This window comes from Vibrio sp. 10N.222.46.A1 (genome assembly GCF_041473595.1).
Classification (GTDB): Bacteria; Pseudomonadota; Gammaproteobacteria; order Enterobacterales; family Vibrionaceae; genus Vibrio; species Vibrio tasmaniensis_A.
In genome coordinates this window covers 1-4205 of the sequence record NZ_JBFRSN010000987.1, presented here as the reverse complement: position 1 = coordinate 4205, position 4205 = coordinate 1, and the positions used below count along the sequence as shown (strand labels likewise).

Here is a 4205-nt window from a genome sequence, read left to right as displayed (position 1 = left end):
TGAGGTGCACGTGGAGAATTCTCTTCCGTTACACTTTCAGGGCCACCAGATAGGATGATACCGTCTGGATTGAATTCACGAATATCCGCTTCTTCTACGTCCCAGCTCCAAAGTTCACAGTAAACACCGATCTCACGAATACGACGAGCTACTAGCTGTGTGTATTGAGAACCGAAGTCCAGAATTAGAATACGTTGGTCATGAATATTTTTAGTCATTGTAAGCAGTCTTATTGGCTATGTGATAAAACGGAGGCGAGTTTACTCACCTCTGATTAACTCTTCAAGAAATAAAGCAAACGTTTTCGTTGGTTATCTGTAACCTCGTGTTTTGAGAAAATCAGACTTTCTGCAAAACAGGCGGTAGATAAAATAATGTGCCGACTAAATCAGCACATTATTCAAACGTTTGGACGTATTATTAACCTAAACGGTAGTTAGGTGCTTCTTTCGTGATTTGAACATCGTGTACGTGAGATTCTTTCATGCCCGCACCAGAGATACGAACAAACTCAGCTTTAGTACGCATATCTTCAACAGTTGCAGAACCCGTTAGGCCCATGCTTGAGCGTAAACCGCCCATCTGTTGGTGAACGATCTCTTTTAGACGACCTTTGTATGCGATACGACCTTCAATACCTTCTGGAACAAGCTTGTCTGCAGCGTTATCAGATTGGAAGTAACGGTCAGAAGAACCTTGAGACATAGCGCCAAGAGAACCCATACCACGGTAAGACTTGTAAGAACGACCGTTGTAAAGGATAACTTCACCCGGTGCTTCTTCAGTACCCGCGAACATTGAACCAACCATCACACAAGATGCGCCAGCAACGATAGCTTTACAGATATCGCCAGAGAAGCGGATGCCGCCATCTGCGATTACTGGAATACCGTATTCGTTTGCTACTTCAGCTGCGTCTGCAATTGCTGTTACTTGAGGAACACCAACACCAGTAACGATGCGAGTCGTACAGATTGAACCCGGGCCGATACCTACTTTAACCGCACTAACACCCGCTTCGATAAGAGCACGAGCGCCAGCGCCAGTTGCTACGTTACCACCGATAATTTGTAGGTCAGGGTATGCAGCACGCGTATCGCGGATACGGTTAAGTACGCCTTCAGAGTGACCGTGTGAAGAGTCGATAAGTAGAACGTCTACGCCAGCTTCAACTAGAGCAGCAACGCGCTCTTCGTTACCAGCACCAGCACCAACAGCTGCACCTACACGTAGGCTGCCGCGCTCATCTTTACAAGCGTTTGGTTTACGTTCTGCTTTGTGGAAATCTTTTGCAGTGATCATTCCCGTAAGTTGGAAGTCATCATTTACAACAAGAACTTTTTCAACACGCGCTTCGTGCATTTTCTCTTGAACTTCTTCACGAGTTGCACCTTCTTTAACAGAAGCAAGGCGAGCTTTAGGCGTCATTACTACGTCAACTTTCTTAGAAAGGTCAGTCACAAAGCGAACGTCACGGCCAGTAATAATACCAACAAGTTCGTTTGTTTCAGTAACAACAGGGAAACCGGCGAAGCCGTGTTTTTGAGTAAGAGCTACAACATCAGCGATTGTCGCGTCAGGGTTTACAGTAACAGGGTGAGAAACCACACCTGCTTCGTAAATTTTAACCTGGCGAACCATTTCAGCTTGCTGTTCAATAGACATGTTCTTATGAATGAAGCCTATTCCGCCTTCTTGCGCCAGTGCAATCGCTAGGCGAGCTTCTGTCACAGTATCCATCGATGCAGAGATCATTGGGATGTTTAGGGAAATATTCTTCGTCAACTGAGTGCGAAGATCAGCTGTATTAGGGAGAACGGTGGAGTGTGCTGGCACTAGCAGTACGTCGTCGAATGTCAGCGCTTCTTTGGCAATTCTTAGCATTTGCAATATCTCACAATAATAGGAGTAAAAAGAAACAATCCAATCTCATCGTTTCGCCTAATGAGGGCAGCCAATTAAGGAAAATCAAACTGCATTTGGATTAGATATTGCGGACGGATTATACGGCCAACGAAATCGCTTGGCTACACATTTTTATACTTTTAATTTGCATTTACCCCCTTGCTATGTATTATATTGCCGCTATCTTCCATACTCACGCCCAGTGAGATTCCAAGAGAAAGACCTTCCTTCAAGGATAGATAGCGCTTCTATGACCAATCCAAACATCTTTACTGTTTCTCGCCTCAATTCAGAGGTTCGTCTCCTATTAGAAAACGAAATGGGAATAGTCTGGCTCGTTGGTGAAATCTCAAATTTCTCTGCACCTGTCTCTGGTCACTGGTACCTCACGCTTAAAGACTCTCGCGCTCAAGTTAAGTGCGCTATGTTTCGTGGCAATAACCGTCGTGTGACTTTTAAGCCTCAGAACGGTAATCAAGTGCTAGTTAAAGCGCGCCTATCTCTTTATGAGCCACGCGGTGATTATCAACTGATCATCGAAAGCATGCAGCCAGAAGGTGACGGCAAGCTTCAGCAAGAGTTTGAAAAACTTAAGATGAACTTGGCGGCGGAAGGTTTATTTGCTCAGTCCAGTAAACAAATTCTTCCAGAACATCCTAAATGTGTTGGTGTTATCACCTCTAAAACAGGCGCTGCCCTCTTCGATATTCTCGATGTACTGAAAAGGCGCGACCCGTCATTGCCAGTCATCGTATATCCGACTATGGTACAAGGTGAAGGAGCTTCGATTCAGATCGCTCAAGCGATTGGGCGTGCCAATGAACGCAATGAGTGTGATGTATTGATCGTTGGCCGAGGCGGCGGCTCATTAGAGGACTTATGGTGTTTCAATAACGAGATCGTTGCTCGCACCATTGCAGCAAGTCAGATCCCGATTATCAGCGCCGTTGGACACGAAGTTGATGTCACTATCGCCGATTTCGTCGCAGATATGCGAGCTCCAACGCCATCAGCAGCCGCTGAATTGGTTAGCCGTGACAACAGTCATAAAGAGCAAGCTTATGCGTCTAAACGTGCTCGTTTAGTGAGTGCGATTCGTCATGTACTAATAAAACAAGCGCAATCAACTCAAACGTTGAAATACCGCTTAGAGAAACAACACCCGAGCTACCAACTGCAAAAGCAGAGTCAGCAGCTTGATGACTTAGACATGCGTTTGCGTCGTGGTATGACTCAATACCTAAAGCAACATGCTCAGCGTGTTGAACGTAAGCAGCACCAACTTCAGCTGAACTCGCCAGTGAAACGCCTTGGTGAACAGAAACTGCATCTACAACGTTCAGAGCAAAAGCTATTGGATGCAATGGACAAGACATTACTGACTACTCGCCACCAACTAGCCATGGCTGCCGAGAAGTTAGAAACAGTAAGTCCATTAGCAACCCTAAAACGTGGCTACAGCATCACCCATTCAGCATCGAGTAAAACTGTGTCATCGATTAACGATGTCGAAATCGGTGAAGTGATCACCACCCAAGTTGAAGACGGTGTGATTGAATCGCAAGTGACAACAAGAGTCGCTAAGAGCGAGCTCTAGGTTCATTAGATACAAAAAAGACCAACTCTTCGGTATTGAGTCTCTGATATAACATTACAGATAGTCGTTTAAGCGATTCGGCTTAAGTCTATTCCGCAGGTTGAAATACAAACTTTACTCTCGATTTAGATTTAAGCTCATTACACTCACCATTACAAAAATAGCTCGCTGCACCACAGGCTTGAAGCTTCTCAAGTTGGCTGCTGCACTCAGGGCAAAACCCAACCTTAGTAAAGTGTGCCTGACAACTTTCACAGTGATACTTTCCATCCCAACCTAGCTCTGATTGGCACTTAGGGCAGATATTTTCACTCATTAGCATTTCCTAACTCACTACTTTTTTACAATCTACCACTGCTAAGACTTAGCTTGCTTGATTTGGTACATGTTCTTATCAGCTTGTGCGATCAAGCCTTCCAATGACTCAGGATCTTTCTCATAAGAAAGTCCAACGCTGACAGAAAACTGAGTGCCATCGATATAGAGAGCTTGTTCCAAGGTTCTTTCTAAGCTTCGATAAAAGTTCAGCACACTTTCTTGATCATCAAAGCAAGAGAACACGACAAACTCATCGCCCCCATAGCGCCCTATCTTGGCACAGGCAGTAGTTGCCTCATCAAGCACTTTTGCAACGGCTAACAACACATCATCACCAAAGCTGTGGCCAAACGTATCGTTTATTGACTTAAATTTATCGACATCA

At 44.9% G+C, this 4205-nt stretch carries 5 protein-coding genes; 1 reads left to right on the top strand and 4 read right to left on the bottom strand.

The window, feature by feature from the left end; genetic code table 11:
• Together AB4496_RS22915 and guaB are read right to left on the bottom strand one after the other, a co-directional pair.
• Positions 1–218 (bottom strand): glutamine amidotransferase-related protein (locus tag AB4496_RS22915; RefSeq protein WP_408063570.1); only part of this gene is annotated, 218 nt, incomplete at its 3' end.
• A 202-nt stretch (positions 219–420) separates the two neighbouring features.
• Positions 421–1884: an IMP dehydrogenase gene (guaB, locus tag AB4496_RS22910; protein WP_004735127.1), complete on the bottom strand. Its 1464-nt coding sequence runs from the start codon at positions 1882–1884 to the stop codon at positions 421–423.
• Positions 1885–2155: 271 nt separating this feature from the next.
• Here guaB and xseA point away from each other — a divergent pair, with 271 nt between their 5' ends.
• Positions 2156–3502, top strand: a complete 1347-nt coding sequence (gene xseA, locus AB4496_RS22905) for an exodeoxyribonuclease VII large subunit (RefSeq protein WP_009848302.1) — start codon at positions 2156–2158, stop codon at positions 3500–3502.
• An 88-nt stretch (positions 3503–3590) separates the two neighbouring features.
• On the opposite strand, the gene AB4496_RS22900 is transcribed toward xseA, so the two are convergent.
• Positions 3591–3818 carry a zinc ribbon domain-containing protein gene (locus tag AB4496_RS22900; protein WP_009848301.1) on the bottom strand — a complete coding sequence of 76 codons (228 nt, stop codon included), beginning with the start codon at positions 3816–3818 and terminating at the stop codon, positions 3591–3593.
• Between the two features lie 41 nt (positions 3819–3859).
• A partial coding sequence (locus AB4496_RS22895; protein WP_372132078.1) for a GGDEF domain-containing protein occupies positions 3860–4205 on the bottom strand: 346 nt, incomplete at its 5' end.